Annotated in this window: 22 protein-coding genes and 1 tRNA gene; 10 read left to right on the top strand and 13 right to left on the bottom strand. The window is 70.3% G+C overall.

The features are described from left to right. The first annotated feature begins 147 nt into the window (after window positions 1–147). Window positions 148–1,236: a phosphoribosylaminoimidazolesuccinocarboxamide synthase gene (locus ACQE3L_RS10745; protein WP_426963781.1), complete on the top strand. Its 1,089-nt coding sequence runs from the start codon at window positions 148–150 to the stop codon at window positions 1,234–1,236. A 33-nt stretch (window positions 1,237–1,269) separates the two neighbouring features. Here ACQE3L_RS10745 and ACQE3L_RS10750 read toward each other — a convergent pair whose 3' ends face one another. Further along, a complete protein-coding gene (locus tag ACQE3L_RS10750) occupies window positions 1,270–1,665 on the bottom strand; it encodes a universal stress protein (RefSeq protein WP_426963782.1) in 396 nt (131 codons plus the stop codon). Between the two features lie 105 nt (window positions 1,666–1,770). On the opposite strand from ACQE3L_RS10750, the gene ACQE3L_RS10755 reads away from it, so the two are divergent. From ACQE3L_RS10755 to ACQE3L_RS10765, 3 genes are all read left to right on the top strand, one after another. Next, complete coding sequence (locus tag ACQE3L_RS10755) at window positions 1,771–2,799, top strand: DUF7490 domain-containing protein (RefSeq protein ID WP_426963783.1); 1,029 nt, start codon at window positions 1,771–1,773, stop codon at window positions 2,797–2,799. Then, window positions 2,796–3,167 (top strand): DUF8060 family membrane protein, encoded by a 372-nt coding sequence (locus ACQE3L_RS10760; protein WP_426963784.1) that lies wholly within the window; start codon window positions 2,796–2,798, stop codon window positions 3,165–3,167. Before ACQE3L_RS10755 ends, ACQE3L_RS10760 begins: the two co-directional genes overlap by 4 nt. Window positions 3,168–3,320: 153 nt before the next feature. Next, the gene (locus ACQE3L_RS10765) at window positions 3,321–3,926 is read left to right on the top strand and encodes a DUF7504 family protein (RefSeq protein ID WP_426963785.1); all 606 of its coding nucleotides are present in this window, start codon (window positions 3,321–3,323) and stop codon (window positions 3,924–3,926) included. Window positions 3,927–3,950: 24 nt separating this feature from the next. Here the strand turns inward: ACQE3L_RS10765 and ACQE3L_RS10770 are convergent, their stop codons facing one another. Together ACQE3L_RS10770 and ACQE3L_RS10775 are read right to left on the bottom strand one after the other, a co-directional pair. Continuing rightward, entirely contained in the window at window positions 3,951–4,271 is a 321-nt protein-coding gene (locus ACQE3L_RS10770; RefSeq protein WP_426963786.1) for a DUF8113 family protein, read from the bottom strand. Between the two features lie 126 nt (window positions 4,272–4,397). After that, window positions 4,398–5,234, bottom strand: a complete 837-nt coding sequence (locus ACQE3L_RS10775; RefSeq protein ID WP_426963787.1) for a Rieske (2Fe-2S) protein — start codon at window positions 5,232–5,234, stop codon at window positions 4,398–4,400. 195 nt (window positions 5,235–5,429) lie between these two features. Between ACQE3L_RS10775 and ACQE3L_RS10780 the strand changes: the two genes are divergently transcribed. From ACQE3L_RS10780 to ACQE3L_RS10790, 3 genes are all read left to right on the top strand, one after another. Then, the gene (locus tag ACQE3L_RS10780) at window positions 5,430–7,058 is read left to right on the top strand and encodes a hypothetical protein (protein WP_426963788.1); all 1,629 of its coding nucleotides are present in this window, start codon (window positions 5,430–5,432) and stop codon (window positions 7,056–7,058) included. A gap of 87 nt (window positions 7,059–7,145) precedes the next feature. Continuing rightward, window positions 7,146–9,932 carry a phosphoenolpyruvate carboxylase gene (locus ACQE3L_RS10785; RefSeq protein ID WP_426963789.1) on the top strand — a complete coding sequence of 929 codons (2,787 nt, stop codon included), beginning with the start codon at window positions 7,146–7,148 and terminating at the stop codon, window positions 9,930–9,932. Between the two features lie 135 nt (window positions 9,933–10,067). After that, window positions 10,068–10,385, top strand: a complete 318-nt coding sequence (locus ACQE3L_RS10790) for an RPA12/RPB9/RPC11 RNA polymerase family protein (protein WP_426963790.1) — start codon at window positions 10,068–10,070, stop codon at window positions 10,383–10,385. Between the two features lie 72 nt (window positions 10,386–10,457). Here ACQE3L_RS10790 and ACQE3L_RS10795 read toward each other — a convergent pair whose 3' ends face one another. The 10 genes from ACQE3L_RS10795 to ACQE3L_RS10840 all read right to left on the bottom strand — a co-directional run bounded on the left by ACQE3L_RS10795 (window position 10,458) and on the right by ACQE3L_RS10840 (window position 23,249). Then, window positions 10,458–11,876, bottom strand: coding sequence for an ABC transporter ATP-binding protein (locus ACQE3L_RS10795; protein ID WP_426963791.1), 1,419 nt, complete (start codon window positions 11,874–11,876; stop codon window positions 10,458–10,460). After that, window positions 11,869–13,143 (bottom strand): ABC transporter ATP-binding protein, encoded by a 1,275-nt coding sequence (locus ACQE3L_RS10800; RefSeq protein ID WP_426963792.1) that lies wholly within the window; start codon window positions 13,141–13,143, stop codon window positions 11,869–11,871. The genes ACQE3L_RS10795 and ACQE3L_RS10800 overlap by 8 nt, the downstream gene beginning before the upstream one ends. Continuing rightward, window positions 13,144–14,148, bottom strand: a complete 1,005-nt coding sequence (locus ACQE3L_RS10805) for an ABC transporter permease (protein WP_426963793.1) — start codon at window positions 14,146–14,148, stop codon at window positions 13,144–13,146. Between the two features lie 64 nt (window positions 14,149–14,212). Beyond that, window positions 14,213–15,202, bottom strand: coding sequence for an ABC transporter permease (locus ACQE3L_RS10810; protein WP_426963794.1), 990 nt, complete (start codon window positions 15,200–15,202; stop codon window positions 14,213–14,215). 19 nt (window positions 15,203–15,221) lie between these two features. Then, entirely contained in the window at window positions 15,222–16,853 is a 1,632-nt protein-coding gene (locus ACQE3L_RS10815; RefSeq protein WP_426963795.1) for an ABC transporter substrate-binding protein, read from the bottom strand. A 180-nt stretch (window positions 16,854–17,033) separates the two neighbouring features. Further along, the gene (locus tag ACQE3L_RS10820; protein ID WP_426963796.1) at window positions 17,034–17,462 is read right to left on the bottom strand and encodes a type IV pilin domain-containing protein; all 429 of its coding nucleotides are present in this window, start codon (window positions 17,460–17,462) and stop codon (window positions 17,034–17,036) included. Window positions 17,463–17,566: 104 nt separating this feature from the next. Beyond that, window positions 17,567–17,989 carry a type IV pilin domain-containing protein gene (locus ACQE3L_RS10825; RefSeq protein ID WP_426963797.1) on the bottom strand — a complete coding sequence of 141 codons (423 nt, stop codon included), beginning with the start codon at window positions 17,987–17,989 and terminating at the stop codon, window positions 17,567–17,569. Between the two features lie 202 nt (window positions 17,990–18,191). After that, window positions 18,192–20,444 carry an NADP-dependent malic enzyme gene (locus ACQE3L_RS10830; RefSeq protein ID WP_426963798.1) on the bottom strand — a complete coding sequence of 751 codons (2,253 nt, stop codon included), beginning with the start codon at window positions 20,442–20,444 and terminating at the stop codon, window positions 18,192–18,194. 71 nt (window positions 20,445–20,515) lie between these two features. Then, complete coding sequence (locus ACQE3L_RS10835) at window positions 20,516–21,736, bottom strand: M24 family metallopeptidase (RefSeq protein WP_426963799.1); 1,221 nt, start codon at window positions 21,734–21,736, stop codon at window positions 20,516–20,518. Between the two features lie 79 nt (window positions 21,737–21,815). After that, window positions 21,816–23,249 (bottom strand): short-chain fatty acid transporter, encoded by a 1,434-nt coding sequence (locus ACQE3L_RS10840; RefSeq protein WP_426963801.1) that lies wholly within the window; start codon window positions 23,247–23,249, stop codon window positions 21,816–21,818. Window positions 23,250–23,549: 300 nt separating this feature from the next. Here ACQE3L_RS10840 and ACQE3L_RS10845 point away from each other — a divergent pair. The 3 genes from ACQE3L_RS10845 to ACQE3L_RS10855 all read left to right on the top strand — a co-directional run bounded on the left by ACQE3L_RS10845 (window position 23,550) and on the right by ACQE3L_RS10855 (window position 25,426). After that, window positions 23,550–23,624 (top strand) — tRNA-Val (locus ACQE3L_RS10845). Between the two features lie 106 nt (window positions 23,625–23,730). Continuing rightward, window positions 23,731–24,168: a universal stress protein gene (locus ACQE3L_RS10850; protein ID WP_426963802.1), complete on the top strand. Its 438-nt coding sequence runs from the start codon at window positions 23,731–23,733 to the stop codon at window positions 24,166–24,168. 115 nt (window positions 24,169–24,283) lie between these two features. Then, window positions 24,284–25,426: a CBS domain-containing protein gene (locus tag ACQE3L_RS10855; RefSeq protein ID WP_426963803.1), complete on the top strand. Its 1,143-nt coding sequence runs from the start codon at window positions 24,284–24,286 to the stop codon at window positions 25,424–25,426. The last annotated feature ends 67 nt before the right edge of the window (window positions 25,427–25,493 follow it).

Below are 25,493 nucleotides of genomic sequence, written 5' to 3' on the forward strand. Positions count from 1 at the left end.
CGGTCGCGGCCGGTATGTCGGTTTCCCTCCGGGCGAACTCTCGGCGACCACGGACTGATCCGCATTTATGGATATCTGGGCGGAGATTCATGGCCGGGTGACCACAGAAGTGAAAGATTCATGGGGCGGGCGCGCACGCTCTCGGGTATGACGAGCGTGAAGGAGTTCCGGGTCGCCGAGCCCGCGACCGCGACCGACCTGGGCCGCGGCCGGTTCGTGTTCACCGACGCCTACTCCGTCTTCGACTGGGGGCGGATGCCCGACGCCATCCCCGGCAAGGGCGCGAGCCTCTGTTCGATGGGCGCGTACAACTTCGAGCTACTGGAGGCGGCCGGGGTCCCGACCCACTACCGGGGCGTCGTGGACCCGGCCGCGGGGACCGACCCGGCGGCGGACGCGGTCCCCGAGTCGGCGGTCGTCCCGCTCGCCGAGGCCGACGGCGCGCCGACCGAGATGGCCATCGCGCTGACGCAGGTGCCGGACCTGCCGTACGTCGGCGGGAAGGGTGACCAAGCCGAGACCGACCCCTCCGGCTACGACTACGGCGCCTACCACGACGCGGCGGGTGAGAACTACCTCGTTCCCCTCGAAGTGGTCTTCCGCAACCGCGTGCCGGTCGGCTCGAGCCTCCGGGGGCGCCGCGATCCCCGCGAGGTGGGGCTCGACCGCGACGAGTGGCCCGAGGCGGTCGTCGACCTCCCGGAGCCGGTCGTGGAGTTCTCGACGAAGTACGAGGAACAGGACCGCTACCTCACGCAGGAGGAAGCGGACCGGATCGCGGGGGCGGCCGACGTCGACGCGCTCGCCGACCTCGCGCGCGAGGTGAACCGCGTCGTGACCGAGCGGGCCGAGGACGCGGGGTTCGTCCACGAGGACGGCAAGATCGAGTGTCTGTACCACGAGGGCGACCTGCTGGTCGCGGACGTGGTCGGTACGTTCGACGAGAACCGGTTCTCCTACGACGGCCAGCAGGTGTCCAAGGAGGTCGTCCGGCAGTGGTACAAGCGGGCGGATCCCGACTGGGTGGCCGCGGTCGCGGACGCGAAGGCCGAGGTCGCCGAGCGCGACGTGGCCGACTGGCGGACGCTGTGTGACGCCGAGCCGCGTCGGCTCCCCGAGGACGTGCTGGGCGCGGTCGCGGACCTGTACGCCGCCGGCGCGAACGCCTACACCGGAACCGACCGGTTCGACGCGCCGCCGGTCGAGGAGGCCGTGGCGGCCGTGCGAGACCTGTAGCCGGCACGCGTCGTGAGCCGGTGGCCGCGCCCGCTACTCCCGCGGCACCGAGACCACCGGCCGCTCCGCCTCCAGCAGGATCGTCTGCGCGACGCTACCGAACAGCGCCTTCCCCGCCGGGGTGCGGTGGCGGACGGCGATCAGCACCTCGTCGGCCTCGACCTCCTCGGCACACTCCAGCACGTCCGCGGCCGGGGCGTTTCCGCGGACGAACTGGTGCGTCTCCACGGTCGCCGCGGCGCCGAGGCGGGAGGCGACCACGTTGAGCGCGTCCTCGCCGAACCGGATCTCCTCGGCGGTGGTCTCGTCTCCGCCGCGCTTCGAGTTGACGGCGTGGACGGTGTCGTCCGCCGCGAGCCGCTCGTGCAGGTAATCGCAGATCCGGGCGCTGGCGTCGACGGAGTCGGTCGCGAGCACGTACGTCGTCATGGTGGGGGCGTCGGGCCGCGCCGGCGTAAAAGTATCCGCGCCGCCCCAACGTGTTGGCCCTGTGACGGGAGAAAGCACTTATCCGATGGGTCGGATCGTGAGCGCGTGAACCGAGAGTCCACGCTGGCGGTCGTCGCGGCCCTCCTCCTCGTCGGCGCCGCGGGGTTGGTGCTCGCCGCCCCGGACGCGCTCGACGACCCGCGGTCCGAGAACGCGCCCCCCGGGCACCTCGCCGTCGCGGAGACGGCGGTCGCCCCGGGCGAGATAACCGGCGAGACCGCCGCGCTGCGGATCGACACGGGGCTACGTCACCGCGGCGGCCCCCTCGAGAACGTCAGCGTCCGCTACCGCGCGGTCGACGCCGACTCCGGCCTGCTGGTCGACGAGCGGCGGGTCGGGCTCGGCGAGGTGACGGGCGACGGCGAGGTCTCGGCGACGGGGACGCTCGTCGTTCCGCGGGAGGGCGGCTATCGGATCGAGACGACGGTCTTCGCCGACGGCGAGCGCGTGGCGAGCGACAGCGGCACCGTCCGCGGCGTCGCGGCGCTGACGCCCGCCTACGCCGACCGCCGCGTCGGCTTCGCCGACCATCGCGTCTGGCCGACGCTCGCGGTCGCCGTCGACGAGGCGGACGGCGAGACGGCGACGCTCCGGATCACCGCGTCCGTGACGAACCGCGGCGACGACCCCTCCGAGGCCGTGGAGCTCGCGGTCCTGCTCAGACAGAGCGACTCGAACGTCGTCGCCGACCGCGCGACGGCGACCGTGGGTGAGATCCGCCCGGGGCGCACCGAGACGGTCGACGTGACCGTCACCGTGCCGGACGAGTACAACTACTACGTCGACGCGATGCTCCGCGCGGACGGCGTGGTCGTGGACGAGGCCGGCAGCGTCGCGAACCTGAACCCGCGGGAGACGATCAGCGCGAACCGGACCACGGAGTCCGTCGCGTTCAGCGCCGCGGACTTCGCCGAGGAGGAGTCCGAGCCCGAGCCGCGGCCCGAGGAGCGCGAGGAGGCGACCGGCGGCGAGACGCCCGGCTTCGGCGCGGTCGCGGCCGTCGTCGCGCTGCTGTCGTTCGTGCTGGCCGGCCGCCTGCGCCGCCGCGGAGCCGACCGAGGTGACTCCCGATGACAGACACTCCAGACGCCGACGCTGACGCATCGCCCCCGACCGACCCGGACGCGAGCTCGGACCACCGGCCGGACGCCGACGGAGCGCCGGCGGTCGACGCCGCCCCGGACGAGGACCCCGACCCGGGGAGAGAGGACGAGGGACGGACGCGGCGCCTCCGGAGCATCCTGGACAAGGCGGCGCTCGGCGCGTTCGTCTTCGTGGCGCTCGTGACCGCGATCGGCTTCTACCGGTACACGGGCGCGACCGTCCGGACGTGGGTCGACCCGGCCTACCAACCGATCGTCCTGGCGGCGTTCAACCTCGCGCTGCTGTTCGTCGCGGCCGCCGGCGTCTCGGTCCAGCTCCGCCGGCTCGGCGAGGACTGATCGTCTATCGGGATCGGTCCCGACGTGTCGGTGATCGATCGCGCGCGTCCGCCGACGATCAGTGCCCCGATCGCCGGCCATCGGGGCGTATCCCCAGAATATTCGACGGTCTCGTCCCAAAAACTAATGCCGTTTCGGCGAGACGAGACGCGTATGGAGTCCACGCGGCGCGACCGGGCACGGGTCCGTCAGCACTTGGCCCGGCTGAAACGGCGGGGCTGTAACCTCCTGGTCGTCGGCGCGACCGACGCCGCCACCCACCGGGCCGCGAGCCGCCGGCTGTTCGGGTCTCCGGACGCCGGTCGCGACCGCGTCCTGATCGCGGTCGGGGAGACCGATCCGGACCGCTGGCTGCCCGACGGCGGTCGGGTGATCGACGCCGCGGTGGACACGCGGTCGGCGGCCGCTCCGACCGCGCCGTCCGCGCCGTCGCCGTCCGTCCCGGCGGCGGTCGACGCCGCCGCCGGGGAGAGCGGCGACGAGCCAGGTCGATTCCGGCTCGGGGTCACCGCGCTGGCCCCGCTGCTCGAGTCGCCCGGCGGCGCGGAGACGGTCGCGTCGCTCCGCGAGACCGTCCGGGAGGCGAACGGGGTCGGTCACTACCACCTGTCGGCGCCGTTCGACGCGGACCGGACCCGCGCGGTCGCCGCCGACTTCGACGCCGTGATCGAACTCCGGCGCGCAGCGGCGGGCCCTCAGGAGCGGTGGCACGTCGAGGGGGCGGACCTCGTCACGCCGTGGCTGCCGCTCGAGGAGTGACGCCCTGCGCGACCGCGATCCGTCCTACTCGTCCGGGAGCGTCTCGGTCGACCCCGGGATCTCCTCGACGCGCTCGGCCAGCGAGGCGGCGTCGGCGGCCACCGTCGACGCGTCGACGCCCGCCTCGTCGGCGACGAGCCGGAGGTGGGCGGCCGCCAGCGCGAGCGCGCGCAGCCCCTCGCGCTCGGGGTCCGCGGTGCGCTGGGCGAACGTCGTGTCCACCTCGCCGTCGCGGACCACGCCGACGTAGGCCGCGTCGATCCCCTCGCCGTCGAGCAGGTCGCGAGCCGCCGCTATCTCCGCCTCGAAGTCGTCGTCGGAACCGCCGGCGTCGTCATCGGTCATGGGGACACGTGCGCGGTCGGTGACCAAAAACCGCCGGGTCGCGACCGGCGAACCGGCAGGTACGCGGTCGGGTGCGAGAAAAGCGAGGCGGTTCGGGGGACGCGACCCGATTCGGTGCGGTTCGCTCTAGTCCGTCCGGGGGCGCGCGACGAACAGCGTCTCGACGATGCTGAAGGGGTCGTACACCGACTGGTGGCACTGGCAGTAGACGCCGTTCGCGGCGTCGTAGCGGGCCGACTCCTCGTTTTTCTTGTAGCCCGGGATACAGCAGAAGTGGGTGCAGACGTTGACCCACGCCATGAAGCCGTCCTCCGTGGACGCCTGAAGCCACTCGTCGTCCTGGGCCGCCTCCTCGACGCGCGGGGAGCGCAGCACGACCGCGGTGATCGAACTGTCCGTGTCCTCGGAGCGCCAGGTGGCGAGGGCCGGCTTGCCGACGCCGTCGGCGCCGATGCCGTTGCCCCACTCGGTGTAGTCCTCGAAGTCGTCGCGGTGGATCGGGTCGCCGTTCTCGTAGGCGTTGCCCTGCCAGTCGTAGCCGCCGGCCGCGGACTTGAAGATGTTGTCCGACTCGAACTCGGGCTGGATCCCCTGGTAGCTCTCGATCCCGCAGTACTGGAACCACTCGCCGGAGTAGGTGACGCCGCCGGGCATCTCCTCTTTCGCGACGGTGATCTCCTGGCCCTCCTGGGTCTCCGTGGCGGTCTCGGGCCACTTGCCGCGGATGTACCCGTCGTCGGTTATCTCGACGGGGATCTGGGGCATCCCGCGCGGAGCGGGACCGCCGACGCGCTCGATGGCCATCGCGGTCGTCTGTCCCCCGCCGGTCCCGGAGGAGGTCGTCAGGGAGTTGATGGTCGCCGACCCGGTGGCGCCGACCCCCGCGAGCGCGCCGCCGCCGACGACGCCTTTCACGAACCGCCGCCGGCCGGACTCGGCCGGATACTTGTCGTCCTCGCTCATGGAGGAACCTTGGTCGGGCCGGTAAAAAGCATGACGAAGCCTCCGGCGACGTGGGAACGGTCCGGCGGGAACGGCCGTCGATCGTCGACGACGCCGGCAAGTCCGCCCCGTCGAGGGATCCGAGAGCGCGGGAAGACGCAAACGGCCGTTTGTGCCTCCTGAAGGCATTTATCGTGGGCGGCCGACCGTCCGTCCATGCAGCGTCGCCGACTCCTCGCCCTCCTCGCGGCCGGCACCGCCGGCCTGGCCGGCTGTAACGCGGCCGACGACCCGGCCGAGAACGACCCCGCTACCCGCACGACCGACCCCGCGACCGACGCAGTGACGGACCGCCCCCCGACCGACGGGGCGCCGAGCGTCGCGACGCCCCCGCCGGCCGGCGAGCAGCACGACCACCTCGACCTCCCCGATGGGGACGGGTTCGCGCAGTTCGAGCGACTGACCATGCCCGGAGCCGACCGCGCCGGGGCGCTGACCGGGGTCCGCTACCGGACCGACGAGGGCGTCGCGGTGCGGCTCCGCGTCCTCTCGTCGGCGAGCGCGGAGGGCCCGGCCCGGATCGCCGCCACGGCGACCAACGAGTCGCCGTTCGTGGAACACGTCCGATTTCTCGACATTCCGCCGTTCCACGCGCCGCTGCGGGCCGACGCGGCGGAGTACGCCGACGTGGAGCTACGGGACACGAGCTATCGCGGCGACCTTCAGCTGCTCCCGACCGCCGAGAGCGACCTGATCGAGACGGACCCGAGCGTCGAGCGCACCGACGCCGGCGTCTGGCGGCCCGCTGCGGGGGTCACGCACCCGGACCTGCCGGAGGTGCTCCGACTCGAACCGGGGGACACGCTGTACGGCGAGTACGTCGTCGTCGGCCACCGGGAGGGGGAGGGGAGCCTCCAGCCCGCGCGCTACCGGCAGTCCGCCCCGGAGGGCGGCTTCGCGATCACCCTGTGGGAGCGCGGCGCGCCCGGGCCGAGCGCCGACTCCCGGTTCGCCGACCGGACGGTGCCGGACCTCGCGGGCACCTGGGCGAGCGACGGGACGAGCGAGCGCTGGTTCCACGAGGCGGACGCGTCGACGCCGACGTACCTGTACCCGAGCGCCGAGCGCGTCGAGACGCCCGGCCGGATCCGGTTCACGTACGTCAACCACGGCGAGGAGATCGCGGGCGGGAACCCCTACGACTGGAGCCTCCACAAGTTGGTCGACGGCGAGTGGTTCCACATCGCCCCGCGGGGGATCAACCAGCCGATGGGCTTCGTGCAGCCCGGCGACACCGAGACGTGGGACCGAACGTTCTACGGCGGCGACGGGCTCGACACCGGGGAGACGGAGCGACGGGAAGCGCTGGTGTTCGGCGGCACCGACGGCGTCAGTCACCTCGGGGGCGGCACCTACGCGGCGCGCGTCGGGATCTCGGTCGACGACCGCGACCCGGCCGCGCTGTTCGAACTCGTCGGCGACGAGACGGTCGTCACCCCGACGACCGACGCCGAGACGGAGCGCCCCGGGGGGGAGCTGGTCGTTACGGACCAGACCCGCGCGGACGCGGAGCGCCCCCGGGACCTGGTCGCCGAGCGCGTCGCGGCGGACGCGACCGAGGCGGGGTTCGACCGCCGGCTCATCCCCGAGCAGGTGATGCAGCCGTGGTACGCCGGCTTCCGCAACACGCTCGCGTTCCGGTCGGAGCTACGAGAGGCCCTCGACCGGATCCGCCTCCGGACGAGCCGCAGCGTCGCGACGAACGCGGTCGGCTACGACCGGGAGGCGGTGACGGTCGCGTTCGACGGCGCGGCGTACCGGATCGAGAAACGCACGCCTGCGTGACGGTCGGTCCTTCATGATTAACTCATAGGCGAGGCAATTCTTCGCCTCATACGTGTTTTTAACCGGGCGGGCGTGATACTCCTTGCCATGGAGTTGCACAACAGGAGCGTGCGGCAGGACGTTCGGGAGCTGGGCGCCCTGCTCGGCGACGTGCTGTCGGAACAGACCTCGACCGAGGCCTTCGAGACCGTCGAGGACCTCCGGACCGCGGCGATCGCGTACCGAGAGGGGGACCTCGACTCCCGCGAGGCCCTTCGGGCGGAACTGGACGAGCTCTCGCCGGAGGAAGAGAGCATCGTCGCCCGCGCGTTCACGACGTACTTCGAGCTGATCAACCTTGCGGAGGAGCGCGAGCGCGTCCGCGCCGTGCGCAACGGCCGACAGGAGGACGCGCTACCGGACGCGCTCTCGCGGACGGCCGCCGACCTCGCCGAGGACGGGGTCGACGCCGCGGAGTTGCGCGACCTGCTCGACGACGTGCTCATCGAGCCGACGTTCACCGCCCACCCGACGGAGGCCCGTCGCGGCACCGTGAAAGCGAAGCTCCGGTCGATCGCGGGCCATCTGGAGGAGCTCGACGAGCGAAACCTCACCGACGGCGAGCGGGCCGACCTGTGGCGCCGCATCGACGCCGAGGTGACGAGCCTCTGGGGGACCAGGCAGGTCCGCGGACGCCGCCCGGAGCCGGAGGACGAGGCGCGCAACGTCCAGTGGTACCTCGAGAACACGCTCTACGACGTGGTCGGCACCATCTACGACGACGTGGCCGAGGCGCTGACCGCGGGGGACGGCGACGGCCTCCCCGACGCGGTCGCCTCCGCCGACGCGAATGGCGGGGCGACCGACGGCGGGACCGGCGGGGACGGGAGCGCCGGCTACGAGACCGACCTCGACGTGCCGAAGCTGTTCGAGTTCCGGTCGTGGGCCGGGTCGGACCGCGACGGCAACCCCTTCGTCACGCCGGACGTGACGACCGAGACGCTGGAGCGGCAGCGCGCGGTCGTCATCGAGCGCTACCGCGAGGAGCTGAAGCGGCTCTCGGCGGTGTTCAGCCAGGACGGCGACCGCTACGGGACGACCGCCGCCTTCGAGCGGTCGCTGACCGCGGACCGCGACCGCTTCCCGCGGATCACCGAGGAGGCCGTCGAGCGCTATCCCGACGAGCCGTACCGACAGAAGCTCCGGCTGATGCGCGAGCGCCTCGACCGCGTCGGCGACGTGCGCCCCGGCGGCTACGAGGGCCCCGACGAGCTTCTGGACGACGTGAACGCCGTCGCGGACAGCCTCTCGGCGGACCGCAACGCGGAACTCGTGGAGACGTATCTGGACCCGCTCCGCCGCCGGATCGACACGTTCGGTTTCTCGCTGGCCTCGCTGGACCTGCGCGACCACCGCGAGAACCACACCGAGGCGGTCGCGGAGGCCGCCGCGGAGGAAGGCATCGACTACGGCGAGATGGACGAGGACGAACGCGCCGAGTTCCTCACGGAGGCGATCCTCCAGGACGAGTCGGTCGTCGACCCCGCGGAGCCGGGCGCGGTGTCCGACACGGCCGCCCGCGTGCTGGAGCGGTTCACCGCGCTCGGCGAGTGGCAGTCGGAGTTCGGCGTCGAGGCCATCGACACTTACTGCATCTCGATGACCGAGGAGCCGAGCCACGTGTTGGAGGTGCTGTTCCTCGCCGACCAGGCCGGCGTCGTCTCCCTGCCGGACCACTGCGGGCTCGACGTGGTGCCCCTGCTTGAGACGGAGTCCGCGCTCAACGGCGCCGAGCGCATCATGGGGACGCTGTTCGAGAACGAGGCGTACGCGGAGGCGCTGGAAACCCGCGGCGGCGTCCAGGAGGTGATGCTCGGCTACTCCGACTCCAACAAGGAGAACGGCTTCCTCGCGGCCAACTGGGACCTGTTCAAGAACCAGCGTCGCCTCGCGCGCTTCTGCGAGGCCGAGGACGTGACCCTCCGCCTGTTCCACGGCCGCGGCGGCTCTATCTCCCGGGGCGGCGGGCCGATGAACGAGGCGCTGCTGGCGCTGCCCAACGAGACGGTCACCGGGCAGGTGAAGTTCACCGAGCAGGGCGAGGCCATCGCCGAGAAGTACGCCAACCCCCGCATCGCCGAGCGCGAACTGGAGCAGATGCTCGACGCGCAGATCCGCGCCCGCCACGAGGCGACCGAGGAACCCGAGGAGGCGATCCCCGACGCGTGGATCGACGCGATGGAGACGATGGCGCCGACCGCCCGCCAGACCTACCGGGACCTGCTGGAGTCGGACGGCTTCGTCTCCTACTTCGAGCAGGCGACGCCGATCACCGTCATCGAGGACCTCAACCTCGGCTCGCGGCCGGCCTCCCGCTCGGAGGACCGCAGCGTCGAGGACCTCCGCGCGATCCCGTGGGTGTTCTCGTGGACCCAGACCCGGTGTATCCTGCCGGGCTGGTACGCGCTCGCGACCGGCATCGACGCCTACCTCGACGACGGCGGCGACCTGGACACCCTCCGCGAGATGTACGACGAGTGGCCGTTCTTCCGCACGACGCTCGACAACGCCGCGATGGCGATGGCGCGCACCGACATGGAGATCGCCAGCGAGTACGCCGCCCTCGCGGACGAGGACCTCCGCGAGCGCTTCTTCCCGGAACTGAAGGGGGAGTACGAGCGTGGCGTCGAACTCGTCCGCGAGATCTCCGGGCGCGAGGAACTCGTCCGCCGCGAGTGGCTCGGCGAGAGCCTCGACCGCCGGAACCCCTACGTCGACCCCCTGAACGTGCTGCAGGCGCACCTGCTCGAACAGACCCACCGCACCGACGCGGAGGAGCGAACCCTCCGGCTGACCGTCAACGGCATCGCGGCCGGGATGAAGAACACCGGGTAGACGGTCCGTCACGGTGCGGGGCGGTACAAGGCGGTGTGGCGGTGCAGTGCGGGGCGACGCGGATCAGTGGGACTCCCTCCCGTTCCCGCGGCTTCGTTAACACATTTATCCGACACGCGCGTATCCGTCGTTCAGATGCGATTCTGTGACGACTGTGGTTCGCTGATGCACACGGAGGGCGACGCGTGGGTGTGTCGCTCCTGTGAGAACCAGGAGCCGCGGAACTCGCAAGCGGAGGCGGCGATGACGACGCAGGACGGGCAGCGGGACGACGGGGCACCGGACGTGGCCGACGCGGGCCACGACTCGACCGAGACGATGCGGGAGCCCTGTCCGGCGGACGACTGCGACGGCGACCGGGCCCGCTACGAGATGCTGCCGAAGCCGGGCGGCTCCTACGAGGTGCGGCTGTTCACCTGCGTCGAGTGCGGCCACAAGTGGCGCGAGTCCTGACGGCACACCCCGCGACGTCGCCGTTCACGGCGAAAAACGCTCCTCGAAAAACGATCGGACCGGTTCCGGCGATCAGTCCGCCGACGAGCCGGCGTCCTCGGCGGGCGCGCCGTCGCCGACCGCGCCGGCGGGCGCGTCGTCTCCCTCCGCCTCCCACGCCGCGACCGCCTCGCGCACGTCGGCGGGCTGGTCGCGCAGGTGACAGGCCGCGGGGTGAGCGCTGTCGGGCAGTTCGGGGTTCACCGCCTCGCAGACCGAGGCGTAGCGCTCGCGCAGGATCTCGGCGGCCGTCTCCTCTTCGTCCGCGGCCAGCGCCTCGAACGCCTCGTCGAGGACGGCCGCGTCCTCGCCCGTGACGTCCTCCTCGAACGACTCGAACAGCTCCTCGCGCATCGTCTCCTTGAACGCGGACACGTCCTCGCGGTCGGGGTCGCCCGCGAACTCCCAGACGAACTCCAAGTCGAGCCCCTCGCGCTCGATCCGGTTCCGGAGCGTCGTCACGTCGGTGTACGTCCGCTGCGGGAGGTCGACCTCCTCGGGCGGGATCACCTTCGGACAGCGCGTCCGGAACGAGCAGCCCGAGGGCGGGTTCCGCGGCGAGGGCACGTCGCCGCGCAGCGCCTGCACCTCGCGGTCGCGCTCGTCGGTGTCCGCGCGCGGCACGCTCTCCAGCAGCGCCTCGGTGTAGGGGTGGTCCGGGTCCTCGAAGATCTCGTCGACCGGCCCGATCTCGACGACCTCGCCGAGGTACATCACCGCGACGCGGTCGCAGATGTGGCGGACGACGGAGAGGTCGTGCGCGATGAACAGGTAGGTGAGGTCGAACTCCGCCTGCATGTCCGACAGCAGGTTGAGCACCTGCGCCTGCACGCTCACGTCGAGCGCGGAGACCGGCTCGTCGAGCACGATGAACTCCGGTTCGAGCGCGAGCGCGCGGGCGAACCCGATCCGCTGGCGCTGGCCGCCGGAGAACTCGTGGGGGTAGCGGTCGGTCTGGTCCGCCGAGAGGCCGACGCGCTCCAGGAGGTCGGCGGCGCGCTCGCGGCGCTCCTCGCGGGTGCCGACGCCGTGGATCTCCAGCGGCTCGCGGATTATCTGCCCGGCGGTCATCCGCGGGTCCAGGCTGGAGAAGGGGTCCTGGAACATCACCTGCGCGCGCTTCCGGAACTCGGAGAGCCGGTCGCCGTCCATCTCGAACACCTCCTCGCCGTCGAAGGTGACGGAGCCGCCGGTCGGCTCGCGCAGGCGCATCAGCGTCTCCGCGGTCGTCGACTTCCCGCAGCCGGACTCGCCGACCACGCCCAGCGTCTCGCCGGGATAGACGTCGAAGTCGACGCCGTCGACTGCCTTGATCGACACCGGGTCGTTGCGGAGCAGGCGGTCGATCAGCGTGTCCTGCTCGTAGTAGTACTTCTCCAGCCCCCGCACTGAGACGAGCGGCTCGTCGGTGCGGCGGGCGGCGTCGTCGTGTGGCTCGTCGTGGTCAGTCATCGCTCGTCGCCTCCTCGGCCGCGGCGTCCGCGGTCGATCCCTCGCCCGCCGCCGAGTCGCCGGCGGCCGGTCCCTCGAAGTAGCCGTCCGCGAGCGCCTCGCTCTCGTCGTACTCGCCGTCGACGAGGACGCAGCGGGCGGCGTGCTCACCGCCCACCTGTCGCTCGCCCGGCGGGTCCAGACAGCGCTCCATCGCCTTCGGACACCGGTCCGCGAAGTAGCACCGGTCGTCCATGTGCGAGTCGATCAGGTCGGGGACGTTCCCCTTGATGGGGTGGAGTCGATCGCCCGGTCTGTCGAGGTCGGGGACCGAGCCGAGCAGCCCCTGGGTGTACGGGTGGACCGGGTCGTCGAACACGTCCTCGAGCGTGCCGCGCTCGACGATCTCGCCGGCGTACATCACGCCGACGCGGTCGCACATCCGCGCGACGACGCCGAGGTTGTGCGTGATCAGGACGATGCTCATGTCCGTCTCGGCCTGCAGGTCCTTCAGCAGGTTGAGGATCTGCGCCTGGATGGTCACGTCGAGCGCGGTCGTCGGCTCGTCGGCGACCAGCACGTCCGGCTCGCCGGCGAGCGCCATCGCGATCATCGCGCGCTGGAGCATGCCGCCCGAGAACTGGCTCGGGTACTCGTCGGCGCGCTCGGCGGGGTCGGGGATGCCGACCTTCTCCAGCAGTTCGATCGCCTCCAGCTTGCTCTGTCGGTTGACGAAGTCGCGCTGGGGGAGCACGAGCCCCGAGAGGTAGCTCCCGAGCCCGTACCCCTGCGTCTTCGAGCGCACGGACCGGGGGTTCGCCTCGGCGCGGCGCTGCACCTCGACCGCTTCGGCGATCTGCTCGCCCACCGTGAGCGAGGGGTTGAACGCCGACATGGCGTCCTGGAAGATCATCGAGAAGGAGGGGCCGCGCAGCGCGCGACGCTCCCCCTCGGAGAGCTGGAGCACGTCCACGAACTCGCCGTCGACCGCCTCGGGCGTGCGCTCGCGATGCTCCTCGGCCAGGTCCGCGTTCCGGTACCAGATGTGGCCGCCGGTGATACGGCCGGGCGACTCCACGAGGTCCAGAAGCGACAGCGCGGTGACCGACTTGCCGGAGCCGGACTCGCCGACGATGCCGAACACGTCGCTTTCACGCACCGCGAAGGAGACGCCGTCGACGGCGTTGACCTGTCCCTCCTCGGTGAAGAAGCGCGTCTCGAGGTTCTCCACGCGGAGGAGGTCCTCCTCGGAGGTCGCCACCGTGTCGGGGATGTCGTCGTCGGCCATCTACATCCCCCCCGACTCGCCCTCGATGCCGGGGTCTAACGCGTCACGGAGCCAGTCGCCGATCAGGTTGATCCCGATGACGGCGGCGACGATGGCCAGCCCGGGGATGGAGGCGATCCACCACGAGGTCGCGAGGTAGTTGCGGCCCTGCGCGATGTCGAAGCCCCACGAGAGGTTCGTCCCCGAGAAGCCGAGGAACGACAGCGCCGACTCCAGCAGGATGATCGCGGCGACCTGAATGGTCGCCAACACGAGGATCGGCGTGAAGCTGTTGGGCAGGACGTGTCTGAGGATGATCCGCCCGTCGCTGGCGCCCATGCTGCGGGCGGCTTTCACGTACTCCTCCTGTCGAAGCGAGAGCGCCTCCCCGCGAGCGATCCGGGCGAACCACACCCAGTTCACCAGCGCGACGACGAGCGTCACGGTCACGGGGAAGACGAACGTCTCCGGCATCCCGTCCGCGAGCCCGGCGGTCACGAACGGGTCGGGTATCGGGAGCGTCAGCGGCCCCAACAGTCCGACGAGCGCGACCGCGAGCACGAGCGACGGGAACGCCAGCATCACGTCCGCGAAGCGCATCAGCCCGTCGTCGATCCGGCCGCCGTAGTAGCCCGCGGTGAGCCCCACCGTGACGCCGGTGATGGCGGCGACCGCCGAGCCGATCAGCCCGACCAGCAGCGACGTGCGGGCGCCGTAGAGGATCCGCGAGGCCATGTCGCGGCCGACCGCGTCGGTCCCCATCGGGTGCTCCAGCGACCCCTCGACCGAGCGGCTCACGGTCTGGACTTCGCCGTCGACGAACTCGCTGGTCTCCCGTTCGGACTCGAAGCCGAGCGGCGGGAGCTGTGCCTGCTCTGGGTTCGTCTGGGTCGGGTTGTGCGGCGCCAGAAGCGGCGCGAACGTCGCCGAGAGGACGACGAGCAGCATCAGAAACACGCCGACCTTCGCGAGCAGGCTGTTGCGGAACTCCTTTTTCAGGTTCCGCTTGAGTCGGTCGGAGATCACGGTACCACCACGTGGCGCGCGGGGGCGCCACAGCGCGCGTTCGTGTGTGCGGCGAGACGAGAGATCATTCGTAGACCACCTGCGGGTTGACGTACGCGTACAGTCCGTCGACGATCGTGTTGACGATCACGAAGCCGGCGCCGATGACGATCAGCGACCCCTGGATTATCGGCCAGTCGCGGGAGTTGATCGCGTCGATGACGAGCGTGCCGAGACCGGGCCAGGTGAACACCGCCTCGGTGATCACCGCGCCGCCGATGAGGGTCCCGAGCTGGAGGCCGAGGATCGTGATGATCGGGATCAGCGTGTTGCGGAGCGCGTGCTTGTAGCGCACGAGCGTCTCCGGGAGCCCCTTCGCGCGGGCCGCGCGGACGTACTCCTTGCCGAGCTCGTCGAGCATCCCCGACCGCGTGAGCCGCGTGATGAGCGCCGTGAAGTACGTTCCGAGCGTGATCGCCGGAAGGGTGATGTACCTGAGCCAGACGAGGATGCCGGCGAGAGTCCCCTCCTGCCAGATCAGCTGGACCGCCGGCCAGAGCCCGATGGCGCGCCGGCCGGTCGGGAACCAGCCGAGCTGGACCGACACGAGCAGCACCAGCATGATCCCGAGCCAGAAGTTCGGGGTCGAGATGCCGACCAGCGAGAAGCCGGTCGCGGCGTAGTCGGCCGGCTCGTGCCGGTTGGTCGCCGAGATGACGCCCAGCGGGATCGAGAAGACGACGGCGACGACCGTCGCCGCCACCGCCAGCTCGACGGTCGCCGGCAGGCGCGCGAACACCCGCGCCGCGGCGGGCGTACTCGAGATGTACGAGTACCCCATATCGAGCTGCAGCAGGCCCCAGAGGTAATCGAGGTACTGGACGTACATCGGCTGGTCGAGGCCCAGTTCGGCCGCGATGCGTGCACGGAGTTCGGGCGAGGCGTCGAGCGGCGCGACGAAGTCGACCGGGCTGCCGGGGGTGACGAACCGCAGCATGAAGACGGCGGTGACGACCCCCCAGATGACGAACAGCCCCTGGAGGCTGCGTCGAACGAGGAACTTTGCGAGAGACATCGAGTAGATGACCGTCGGGTCAGGCCCGTGTGAACTCCTCGACCGAGATCTGTTCGTCCTCGCGGGCGTTCCACTCGATGCGGTTGCTGATGCCGTAGACGCTGTACTGACGGTGCAGGAACGTCCACGCGGCCTCCTCGCTGACCGTCCGGTTCGAGTCGGCCATCAGCTCCGCGCGCGCCTCCTCGTCGGACTCGTTGCCCGCGTCCTCCATCCACCCGTCGACGTTCGACTGGTCCCAGTGGCTGATCGACCCGCCGCTCGTGAGCCACGGGAGGATCGTCTGGCTGGCGTCGAAGGTGGTGTTCCCCCAGCCGATGAGGAAGAAGGCGGGCGAGGTGTCGCGTGACCCGTCCAGGATCTCGCTGGCGAGCGAGCCGAAGTCGCGCTGCTCGACCGAGCAGGAGACGTTCGAGAGGTCGTCGATGTAGCCCGCGGCCGCCTGCGCGACGTTCACGTCGCCGAGGTAGCGCCCGACGGGCGTGTGGAGGGTGATCTCCTCGCCCGCGTAGCCGGACTCCTCGATCAGCGCCTCGGCCTCCGCGGCGTCGGTCGGGTACGGGTCCACGTCGTCCGCGTGGCCGACGTAGCCCGACAGGGTGGGCTGACCGGTCGGGTCGCCGAAGCCGTCGAGCACGTTCTCGATGATCGACTCCAGGTCGATGGCGTAGTTCATCGCCTGCCGGAACGCCGCGCTGTCGAACGGGGCCTTCGCCTGGTTGTGGACCAGGAAGAGCACGCGCGTGCTCGGGACCGCCTCGATGCTGCCGGCGTCGCCGTCCTGGATGGTCGGCGCGTCCTGCGGCGGCACGTTCACGATGAGGTCCGTCTCGCCGGCCTGCAGTTCGGAGACGCGCGCGCTCGACTCCTCGGCGGCCTGGAAGGTGACCGCGTCCACGTCGGGCGCCTCGCCCCACCAGTCCTCGTACCGCTCGTACTCGACGGAGACGTCCTCCTCGTAGTTGACGAGCCGGTACGGACCGGTGCCGTTGATGTTCTGGGCGATCTCGCCCTGCGAGCGCTCCTCGGCCCACGACTGCTGGAGGATCAGGCAGTAGGACGCCTGCAGCGAGAACACCATCGGGTTGAGGCCGTCGGAGTAGACGTGAACGGCGTGTTCCTCCTCGTCGGCCTCCGCGTCCACGATGCCCGCCAGCTGGTCGCGCTGGGGGCTCTCCAGCCCGGTCTCGGGGTCGACGACGCGCCGGATGGAGTAGGCGACGTCCTCGGGGGTGAGCTCGTCGCCGTTGTGGAAGGTGACGCCCTCGCGGAGCGTGTAGCGCACGTGGCCGTCCTCGACGCGCTCCCAGTCGGTGGCGAGGCGCTCGACGATGCGGCCCTCCGCGTCGCGGAAGAGCACGCGGTCGTACGCCTGCAGGAGCACGTTGTCGGTCGACGTCTCGCGGTGGTTGTGCGGGTCCAGCGTCGTCGCCATCTGGCCCTGGGTGACGGTGGCCTCGAACGGCTCGTCGGAGGTGTCCTCCGTCTCCGTCTCGGTGTCCTCGTCGCCCCCGCCCATCTCCGTCTCCGTGGGCGTGTCGATGTCCGCGCCGTCGCCGGCACAGCCGGCCAGCCCGACGCTCGCCGCGGCCGCCCCCGCGAACTTCAGGTAGCCTCTGCGTCCGATCTCGTCGTTGCTATTCGTCGGCATGGAGCAACCATGGGATGACCCGGATAAATAGGCGTCGCTCTCAGGACCTTTCTTTCCGGCTATCGGCGGTCGATCGATCGTGAGACGGCCGGGATCGCGGGGGACCTCCCGACCGCCGGAGCGACGTCGCTCCGCCGCGGAGCCGGTCCGATGCCGGGACCGCGGCGGTTCGCGCGCCGATCAGTTGGGCGCGGTCGAGCGACCGATCGTCTGGCTGGAGCTGCCGTCGTTGGCGGTCCAGATCACCCGCACGTCGGAGCCGGACCCGACGTTCGTGTGGGTGCTGCCGTCGCCGGCGGTGACGGGGCCGCTCCCCTGCCAGTCCTCGGTGACCGAGGCGCCGCTCGCGTTCGTGAAGGTGACCGACAGCTGGTCGATCGGGACGCTGTCCCCGCCCTCGTGGGTGACGGTGGCGTCGTAGTCGGTGCCGTTGTCGACGTAGTCGAAGCCGAAGCTCGCGCTCGGCGAACTCTGCTGGAGCGAGTCGCCCAGCCCCAGCACGAACGTCCCGATGACGGCCGCGAGGATCACCGTGATGGCGACCATCAGGATGACGCCGATGACCGGCGACACCGCCCGCTCCTCCGAGAATAGTTGCTTGATGTTCATGTCTTCAGTAGAGAAACGCGACGGGGACGGATAACCCTGCTTCGAGCCGTGAGCCCGTGGCTCACAGGAGCACTGAATTCAAAAACTGAAGGGAATCTTCGGGATCAGACCGTCGGCGCGTCGCGGCTGGCGATGGTCTGGCTCGAACTGCCGTCGTTGGAGGTCCAGATCACGCGGACCGTTTCACCGGACCAGTTAGCAGAATTATTCAACTCGACTGAAGTTCCCGCATTTACGGTTCCCGTTGTGTTCCAGTCATTGCCGGCCAGGGAACTCCCGTCTGCAGTCGTCGCGAGCTGTTCACCGGGGATCGAGTCCCCACCCTCGTGGCTGATCGTCACGTTCGTGTCGCTGTTGAAGTCGAAGCCGAAGCTCGCGCTCGGACTGCTCTGCTGCACGCTGTCACCCAGTCCCAGCACGAAAGTACCGATGACGGCCGCGAGGATCACCGTGATGGCGACCATCAGGATGACGCCGATGACCGGCGAGACTGCCCTGTCGTCCGTGAATAGCTGTTTGATGTTCATGGTTGGACGAACGCGCGCCCACACCGGCTCGCCGGCGTGACGCCCGTTTCTGGTCCTCCGTCCGTATCCGGGACGTATCAAGGCGTTGTCTAAATTCTCAGAACAGATAATTACGGTACGCGGCCGTTACCGCGCGCAGCCGGCCCCTACCGGTCGGATCGGCGGCCGATCCGGGACCGCGGCGTGGGGCGGTGCGGGGTCGTCAGTCCTGCGCGTCGACGACCGCGACGCCCGCGAGGTTGACGATGTCCTTCACCTCGTCGCCGCGCTGGAGGACGTGGACCGGCTTGTCCATGCCGACCAGCATCGGGCCGATGGCCTCCGCGCCGCCGAGGCGCTGGAGGAGCTTGTAGCCGATGTTGCCCGCCTCGAGGTTCGGGAAGATCAGGACGTTCGCGGGCTCCTCGAGGTCCGAGAACCCGTAGGTCCCCTCGAGGATGTCCTCGACGACCGCGGTGTCGGCCTGCATCTCCCCGTCGACCGGGAAGTCCACCTCGGGGTCGTCGTGGAGCCGGGCGACCGCCTCGCGGGGCTTGCGCGTGCCCTCGTTGTCGACGCTGCCGAAGTTGGAGTAGGAGAGGAGGGCCGCCCGCGGCTCGACGTTGAACCGCCGGGCCAGGTCAGCGGTGTGTTTGGTGACCTCCGCGAGCACCTCGTCGTCGGGCGCCTGGTTGACCGTCGTGTCGGCACAGAAGATCACCCGGTTCTTGAACGTCAGCATGTAGACGCCGGCGACGTGATCGGCGTCCTCGGCGGAGCCGACGACCTGCAGCGGCGGCCGGAGCGCCGAGGGGTAGTGGTGGGTGAGCCCGGTCAACATCGCGTCGGTGTCGTCCATCTCCACCATCACGCTGCCGAGGTAGTTGGTGTCGCGGCGGACCAGCTCGCCGGCCTCGCGGCGGGTGATCCCGTTGCGCTTCCGGAGCTCGTAGAGGCGGTCGGCGTACGGCTCCAGTTCGTGGGCGTCGGGGTCGACGATCTCCGGCTCGAACGAGAGCCCGAGCTCGTCCGCGGTCCGGCGGATGCTGTCGCCGTCGCCGAGCAGCACCGGCTCCGCGATGCCCTGCTCGGAGAGCTGGTAGGCCGCGCGGATCATCTTCTCGTCGGTCCCCTCCGCGAGCGCGATGCGCTTCGGCTCGCTTTTCGCCTTGTTGAGCACGACGCGCATCATCTCGCGGGACTTGCCGAGCCGCGCCTCGAGGCGCTCGCGGTACTCCTCGGGGTCGACCGCGGTCCGGGCCGCGCCGGAGTCCATCGCCGCCTGCGCGACCGCGGGCGCGACCTCGAAGAGGACGCGGGGGTCGAGCGGCTTCGGGATGACGTAGTCGGGGCCGAACTGGAGGGGGTCGTCGCCGTACGCCTTCACGACCGCGTCCGGCACGTCCTGTCGCGCGAGGTCCGCGAGCGCCTCCGCGGCGGCGCGTTTCATCTCCTCGTTGATCTCCGTCGCGCGCACGTCGAGCGCGCCGCGGAACAGGAACGGGAACCCGAGCACGTTGTTCACCATGTTCGGGTAGTCGGAGCGCCCCGTCGCCATGATGACGGTGTCGTCGCGGGCCGCCTTCGCGTCCTCGTAGGTGATCTCCGGGTCCGGGTTCGCCATCGCGAAGAGGATGGGGTCGTCGGCCATCGACTGCACCATCTCCTGCGAGACGATGCCGCCGACCGAGAGGCCGACGAACACGTCCGCGTCCTCCATCGCGGCCGCGAGGTCGCCGCCCGACACGTCGCGCGCGAACTCCCGCTTGTACTCGTTCACGTCGCCCGCGTCCGCGCGCTCCTGCGTGATGATCCCCGAGGAGTCGCACATGGTGATGTTCTCCTTCTCGGCGCCGAGCGAGACGTAGAACTTCGCGGTCGCGATCGCGGACGCCCCCGCGCCCGAGAAGACGATCTCGAGGTCCGAGAGGTCCTTATCGATGATGTCGGCGGCGTTCAGCAGCGCCGCGCCGGAGATGATCGCGGTGCCGTGCTGGTCGTCGTGGAAGACGGGGATGTCCATCCGCTCGCGGAGCTGGCGCTCGATCTCGAAGCACTCGGGGGCCTTGATGTCCTCCAGGTTGATCCCGCCGAACGTCGGCTCCATCGCGGCGACCGCCTCCACGAAGGGGTCGACCTCGGCGATGTCCAGCTCGACGTCGAACACGTCGATGTCGGCGAACCGCTTGAACAGGACGCCCTTCCCCTCCATCACCGGCTTGCTCGCCTGCGCGCCGATGTCGCCGAGCCCCAGCACCGCGGAGCCGTTGGAGACCACGCCGACGAGGTTCCCCTTCGCGGTGTACTCGAACGCCTTCTCGGGGTCCTCGTCGATGTCCAGACACGGCGCGGCCACGCCCGGCGAGTAGGCCAGGCTCAGGTCGCGCTGGGTGTTCGTCGGCTTCGTCGTCGCGATCTCGATCTTTCCGGGGGGGTCCTCGCGGTGGTACTCCCGCGCGTCGTCGTCCAGTCCCATACCGTCGCTTCCCCCGACCGAACCAAAAAGGTATCCGATGGCGTCGAGCCTCTCGTTCGACGCGCGTCGAACTACTCTCCGGTCCCGGACGCCGGTTCCGTGCCGTCTCCGGACGCGGGTCCCGTATCGTCCCCGGACGCCTCGTCCGCGTCGTCGACCTCGTCGTCGCCGGACAGCACGACGGGCGCGTGCCGCTCCAGCGTCAGGTCGGGGACGCCGTCGAGGTCGACCGCGTCGACCGCGATCGTCGGCCACCGACCGGTCTTAGTGAGGTTCTCGACGCGGTCGTCGGTGACGAGGTGGGTATCCTCGCTTTTCGCGCCCTGGACGGTCGGGTTCCAGGCGTAGCCCATCGGCGCCGTCACGGGGTCGTCGGCGTCCGGGGTCGCGATCCACTCCCGGCCCGCGAAGCCCGCCGCGCCGCCCTGGTGGTGGTGGCGCCACTCGCCCTCGAAGCCGACCGCCTCGTAGGCGTCCTGGACGACCGCGAACACGTCGCCGGCGGTATCCGGTTCGGGGCCGTCCGTGAGGTCGCCGCGCGCGGCCGCCTGCGTCGCGGCCAGCGCGGTGACCTCGACCCGGCTCGCGGCGTAGTGGCGCCCCTTGAGCCAGTCGGGGGCGTCGAAGACCACACAGCGGGTGAGCGACGCGTAGAGCCCGTCGCGCTCGGCGGTGACCGACACGAGCGCGTAGTCGCCGAGCTCGGCGTCGGTGGGCGTGTAGTGGCGGTACGACCGCGCGCGCTCGCTCCCGCCCACGAGCACGACCGGGGTGTTCACGCCGCGCGAGGCGAGCGCGATCTCGAGGCCGGCCGCGACCTCGTACTCGGGGTCGGTCGGCTCCAGCTGGCGACAGACTGTCTCCAGCGCCGCCGCGGCCTCCCGACCCAGCTCGCGGTACCGCTCCGCGTCCCCCTCGGTGAGGGGCTGTCGGAGCCGGCCGGCGTCGACGGCATCGAACCCCGGCACGTCGAAGTCCGCGGCCGCGGCCTCGGGCGAACGCGCGGCGACCGCCTCGGCCAGCGACCCCTCGTGCCAGGGGCGCTCCTCGACCGCGAACGCGTCCGGGAGTTCCTCGTCCCGGAGCCGGTCCGCCTCGATGTTGTCGGTCACGACGCGGAACGAGCCGTCGTAGCCCGCCGCGGCCACGCCGACGTCGGCGTCGCCGTCGACGACGTTCGAGCCGCCGGTGAGCCACGCGAAGCCGTTCGGTCGCGCGAACCAGACGACGTCGAGGTCCCGGTCGTCGAGGTACGCGTCGAGGCGCGCTGCGCGCGCGGAGAGGTCGACCATACCCGAGGGTGACCGTCGGCGAACTTGAAGAACCGGGGATCCGGCGCGCGGGCCGGGCGTCCGGGGTCCGCCGTCGCGCTCAGTACGGGATGACGGTGAGCGCGACCGCGAGGAACGGCACGAGCAGCAGCAGCATGGCGATGGCGTAGCCGAACATCTCGCGGGCCTTCACGCCGGTGATCGCCAGCAGCGGCAGCGCCCAGAAGGGGTTCAGCAGGTTGGTGTGGGCGTCGCCGACCGCGTACGCGATCGTCGCCTTCCCGACCGGAACGCCGAGGTTGTTCGCCGCCTCGATCACCGAGGGGCCGAGGACGATCCACTCGCCGCCGCCGGAGGGGACGAACACGTTGACCACGCTCCCCGTGATCCACGCGACGATCGGGAACGTCTGGGGCGTCGAGACCGCGAACAGCGCGTCCGCGAGCGTCTGCGAGAGGCCGGAGGCGTTCATCATCCCCTGGATGCCGGCGAAGAAGGGGAACAGCAGGATGATCCCCGCGGCGGCGCCCGCCGCCTCGCCGAACTTCTCCCGGTAGTGCTGGGGCCGCAGGTAGATCAGCAGGCCGCCGAACAGGAACATGAAGTTGACCAGGTTCAGCGTCCACGCGTCGAGTCCGCCGGCGAGCAGCTGGCTGACGACCATCAGCACGCCCGTCAGTCCGATGATGCCGCCGAGGATCCGGCTGTTGTTGAGCCGGTCCGCGATCGTGTCGCTCTCGACGATGTCGCTGACCTGCTCGTCGGGTTCGGCGGGCGCGGCGTCCGAACCGCCGTCCGCGGCCGCGTCGAACAGCTCGCTCTCGTCGACGTAGTGGGCGATCCCGCGCGCGCGGTCGCCCGTCGGCGCGAGCAGGTAGAGCATCGCCGCCCCGAACAGGGTCGAGGTGACCGTCAGAAGGAGCGCGTACGGCGAGAAGATGGTCATCGACGTGCCGACGACGCCGTCGAGGATACCCTGCTCGATGAAGGCGTTCCCGGGCGTGTTGATCTGCAGCGGCGCGGAGCCGGACAGTCCCCAGTGCCACGTCAGCCCGAGGCCCATGTAGCCGGCGACACAGAGGATCGGGTAGTGGACGTCGATGCCGCGCTCGTGGGCGGCCTTCCCCATCTCGCGGGCGAAGATGGCCCCGAGGATGAGGCTCAGCCCCCAGTGGAGCCACGCGATCGCCATCGCGAACGCGCCGACGAGCGCGGCCGCTCCCTTCCCCGAGTTGGGGACGGACGCGAGCTTCACGATCAGGTCGTTCACCCGCGGGTGGTACGCGATGACGAAGCCGGTCATCAGGATGAGCGTCATCTGCATCGCGAACGTCAGGAACGCCCAGAAGCCGTCGTACCAGAAGCCGACCATCTCGACCGGTCCGTTCCCCTCGACGAGGATCCCCGCGAGGAACACCAGGTACGAGAGGATGATCGCGAACAGGAACGGGCTCGGCATCACGTTCTCCACGATCGTCGCCATCCGGAGACCGAACCGCTCGATCGCCGACGGTTGTGTGTCGCTTACACCCATGGGAGAGCGAATCAGACTAAGGAGCCTTAAAGTATCGGTATTCATCTACAAATCGAACCGAGAATCCCGCGACAGCGTCGGCCTTTCTCGCCGGCCCCGGCACGGTGCGGACGCGTCACGGCGGGAGCACGCGGCGCGTCCGCGGCCGGCGGCGACCGACCGCGACCGACCGCGAACCCCCGCCGACGGCGGATCGTCGGGCGTATAAGTGGGTGACGGAACGCCGATCCGGGCCGGCGATTCGAAAGGTTCATTTATACTGGCCGGGTACGTCGAAACGCGTCAAGGAAGCCCCCGAGCGGGTTGGTGGTCTAGTCTGGTTATGACACCTCCTTGACATGGAGGAGGCCGGCGGTTCAAATCCGCCCCAACCCATTTCTCGTCGACTCAACACCGGAGAGCGCCGCCGCCGTTCGTCGATAGTTCTTCCTCCCGACCACCGTCACAAGCCCTTTTGACGCCCGCGAGCGACGTGTTCCCCATGACGCACTTCGTGCCGTTCGACGGTGGGGAGCTCTCCCGGATGGCGCTGCGGCGCGCCGCGACGCTGGGAGCGGCGACGGGGGAGCCGGTGCTGGCGTTCGCGGTGATCCCGAAGAACAACGAGGCGTACGCCCGCGACCGGTGGCTCGACGAGGACGAGGCGTACGACCGCGACCGGATCTTGGAGCGGCTCCGCGAGTCGGTCACGTCGATCGCGCCGAACGCGGCGTTCGACCACGAGGTCGTGGGCAAACACGCCCAGAGCGGCCGGATCGCCACCGCGATCCGCGAACGCGCCGAGGAGGCGGGTGCCTCGGTCGTGTTCATCGGCAGCGAGAACGCCGGCCACATCGTCTCCTCGGTCGCGGACGTGGGCCCGACCGTCGCCGCGGACGACACCTACGACGTCTACATCGCGCGGTCGACCGCGGAGTAGGCCGGCCCCGCGGCGCGAGCGTGAGTCGGCCCTCGCCGTGTCGAGGGCGGTCCGCGGAGCGACTCCGAATGCCCCCACTTTCAATACCTGTCCCGGCGTAGGTCCCGATTGGACCATGAACATTGCCGATATCGCAGTGCCGGAGTACGTCGAGGTCGAGGCCGACGAGCGGTTGGCCAAGGTCCGCTCCATCTTCGAGCGCGAGAACCCGAAGGGGATCATCGTGACCGAGGGCGGCGAGTACGCCGGCGTCGTCGGGGAAAAGCAGCTGATGCGGTCCCGGATGGAGGACGACACGAAGGTGTCGGCGGTGATGACCCCCGCGCCGGAGATCGACCGCCACGAGGACATCCGCGAGGCGGCGCGGCTCCTGCTGGAGGGGAACGTCAAGGCCGCGCCCGTCTACGAGGGGGAGAAGCTGTTCGGCATCGTCACCGTGGACGGGATCCTGGCGGCCGTCATCGACAGCTTCGACGCCAACACCGTCGAGCAGGTGTACACCGACGACGTGGTCACCATCGGCGAGAAGGAGCACGTCGGACAGGCGATCAACCGCCTCCGCAAACACAGCGTCTCGCGGCTCCCCGTCGTCGACGAGGACGACCAGCTGACCGGCGTCGTCACCACCAACGACATCGTCGACTTCGTCGTCCGCGACCAGGAGCGGCAGGGCAGCGGCGACCGCGCGGGAGACATCGACCGGATGCTCGACCTCCCGGTCTACGACGTGATGTCGAGCCCGGTCCTCACCGCCCAGCCCGGCGAGACGACGAAGGCGGCGCTGGAGCGCATGTTCGACAACGACGTCTCGGGGCTCGTCGTCACGCCGACCGCCTCCGAGGAGACCGTCTCGGGCGTCATCACCAAGACGGACATCCTCCGCTCGCTCACGTTCACGGAGGAGCAGTCGATGGACGTCCAGATCACGAACATCAACCTGCTCGACAACATCTCCCGCGAGCACGTCGTCGACGCCATCGAGCAGGTCGCCGACAAGTACGGCGCGATGCAGGTGTTCCACGCGCACGTCCGCCTCCACCAGCACAAGGAGAAACTCCGCGGCACGCCCCTGATCCAGTGTCAGATCCGGCTCCGCACCAGCGAGGGCCAGGTCGCCGGCACCGGTGAGGGGTACGGCGCCGAGCACGCGTTCCACGTCGCGCTCGACAAACTGGAGCGCAACGTCCTCGAGCTGAAGGGGATCAACGCCGACGAGCAGTACCGCGGCCAGCTGCTCCGCAAGCTGGGCGAGCTGTAGCGACGGATCGACTGCACGGCGCGGCGCGCTCGGCACGCGCGATACGGCTTTTTTGAACTGCGGTTCC

The organism is Haloparvum alkalitolerans, from assembly GCF_050122995.1.
GTDB classification, from domain to species: Archaea; Halobacteriota; Halobacteria; order Halobacteriales; family Haloferacaceae; genus Haloparvum; species Haloparvum alkalitolerans.

Coding starts and splice junctions, on each gene's coding strand:
- ACQE3L_RS10745 (WP_426963781.1), top strand. CDS start 148: ATGACGAGCGTGAAGGAGTTCCGGGTCGCCGAGCCCGCGACCGCGACC.
- ACQE3L_RS10750 (WP_426963782.1), bottom strand. CDS start 1,665: ATGACGACGTACGTGCTCGCGACCGACTCCGTCGACGCCAGCGCCCGG.
- ACQE3L_RS10760 (WP_426963784.1), top strand. CDS start 2,796: ATGACAGACACTCCAGACGCCGACGCTGACGCATCGCCCCCGACCGAC.
- ACQE3L_RS10765 (WP_426963785.1), top strand. CDS start 3,321: ATGGAGTCCACGCGGCGCGACCGGGCACGGGTCCGTCAGCACTTGGCC.
- ACQE3L_RS10770 (WP_426963786.1), bottom strand. CDS start 4,271: ATGACCGATGACGACGCCGGCGGTTCCGACGACGACTTCGAGGCGGAG.
- ACQE3L_RS10775 (WP_426963787.1), bottom strand. CDS start 5,234: ATGAGCGAGGACGACAAGTATCCGGCCGAGTCCGGCCGGCGGCGGTTC.
- ACQE3L_RS10780 (WP_426963788.1), top strand. CDS start 5,430: ATGCAGCGTCGCCGACTCCTCGCCCTCCTCGCGGCCGGCACCGCCGGC.
- ACQE3L_RS10785 (WP_426963789.1), top strand. CDS start 7,146: ATGGAGTTGCACAACAGGAGCGTGCGGCAGGACGTTCGGGAGCTGGGC.
- ACQE3L_RS10790 (WP_426963790.1), top strand. CDS start 10,068: ATGCGATTCTGTGACGACTGTGGTTCGCTGATGCACACGGAGGGCGAC.
- ACQE3L_RS10795 (WP_426963791.1), bottom strand. CDS start 11,876: ATGACTGACCACGACGAGCCACACGACGACGCCGCCCGCCGCACCGAC.
- ACQE3L_RS10800 (WP_426963792.1), bottom strand. CDS start 13,143: ATGGCCGACGACGACATCCCCGACACGGTGGCGACCTCCGAGGAGGAC.
- ACQE3L_RS10810 (WP_426963794.1), bottom strand. CDS start 15,202: ATGTCTCTCGCAAAGTTCCTCGTTCGACGCAGCCTCCAGGGGCTGTTC.
- ACQE3L_RS10815 (WP_426963795.1), bottom strand. CDS start 16,853: ATGCCGACGAATAGCAACGACGAGATCGGACGCAGAGGCTACCTGAAG.
- ACQE3L_RS10820 (WP_426963796.1), bottom strand. CDS start 17,462: ATGAACATCAAGCAACTATTCTCGGAGGAGCGGGCGGTGTCGCCGGTC.
- ACQE3L_RS10825 (WP_426963797.1), bottom strand. CDS start 17,989: ATGAACATCAAACAGCTATTCACGGACGACAGGGCAGTCTCGCCGGTC.
- ACQE3L_RS10830 (WP_426963798.1), bottom strand. CDS start 20,444: ATGGGACTGGACGACGACGCGCGGGAGTACCACCGCGAGGACCCCCCC.
- ACQE3L_RS10835 (WP_426963799.1), bottom strand. CDS start 21,736: ATGGTCGACCTCTCCGCGCGCGCAGCGCGCCTCGACGCGTACCTCGAC.
- ACQE3L_RS10840 (WP_426963801.1), bottom strand. CDS start 23,249: ATGGGTGTAAGCGACACACAACCGTCGGCGATCGAGCGGTTCGGTCTC.
- ACQE3L_RS10850 (WP_426963802.1), top strand. CDS start 23,731: ATGACGCACTTCGTGCCGTTCGACGGTGGGGAGCTCTCCCGGATGGCG.
- ACQE3L_RS10855 (WP_426963803.1), top strand. CDS start 24,284: ATGAACATTGCCGATATCGCAGTGCCGGAGTACGTCGAGGTCGAGGCC.